Annotated in this window: 1 protein-coding gene; it reads left to right on the top strand. The window is 74.8% G+C overall.

What is annotated here, in order from left to right:
• A partial coding sequence (locus R6V09_RS54120) for an ATP-binding protein (protein WP_317888687.1) occupies positions 1-846 on the top strand: 846 nt, incomplete at both ends.

Genomic DNA, 846 nt, shown 5'->3' with positions numbered 1-846 from the left:
CCGAGACCGCCCGCGCGGCCAAACCGCCCGTCCCGCCCGGGCTGAACCGTCCCGCACTCCCGCTCCTGGAACGCCAGGAGGAGCGCGAGCGTCTCGTACGGCTGCTCGCCCGCGGCCGTTCCGTACGCCTCACCGGCCCCTCGGGCTCGGGCCGCACCAGCCTGCTCGACCTCGTCGCCGAGGACTGCCTCGACCTCGCCCCCGACGGCGTGATCCGCCTCACCGGCTTCCACCGCACCACCACCGACCTCCTCCACGACCTCTTCCACGCCGTCTACGACGCACCCCTGCACCGGCCCGGCCGGGACGAACTGCTCACCCTGGTGCGGGAGATCGGCGCGGTCGTCGTCCTCGACGACATCGAGTTCGGCGGCGCCGCCCTGGAGGAACTCCTCGACGCGACCCCCGAGTGCGCCTTCCTGGTCGCCGCGACCCCCGAGATCCCCGCACCGGCCGCCGACTCCGTCATCGAGGAGGTCTTCCTCGGCGGCCTGCAACGGGCCGGCGCCGTGGAGGTCCTTGAGCACGCCGTGGGCCGCGTCCTCACCGAGGAGGAGGCGAACTGGGCGGGCGACCTCTACTTCGAGTCCGAGGGCCTGCCCCTGCGCTTCGTCCAGGCCGGCGCCCTGCTCCGGCAGCGCGACGAACAGCGCGTCGGCACCAGCGCCGTGGAGGAGTTCGGCGTCTTCCAGGACATGGTCCCGGCCGACGCGCCCCTCATCACGCCCCTCGACTCCGACGAGGCCGACGCCGTACCCCTGCCGTCCCTCGGCGAGGCCGCCGCGCCCGCCCCGCTGCTCGCCTCCCGGCTCAGCACCTCGGCCCGCGCCACCCTGCGCTTCGCCG

This window comes from Streptomyces sp. W16 (genome assembly GCF_033194735.1).
In the GTDB taxonomy this organism is placed as follows: domain Bacteria; phylum Actinomycetota; class Actinomycetes; order Streptomycetales; family Streptomycetaceae; genus Streptomyces.
Note: the sequence above shows the minus strand (reverse complement) of the source record. Positions and strands in the feature narration are given on the sequence as shown.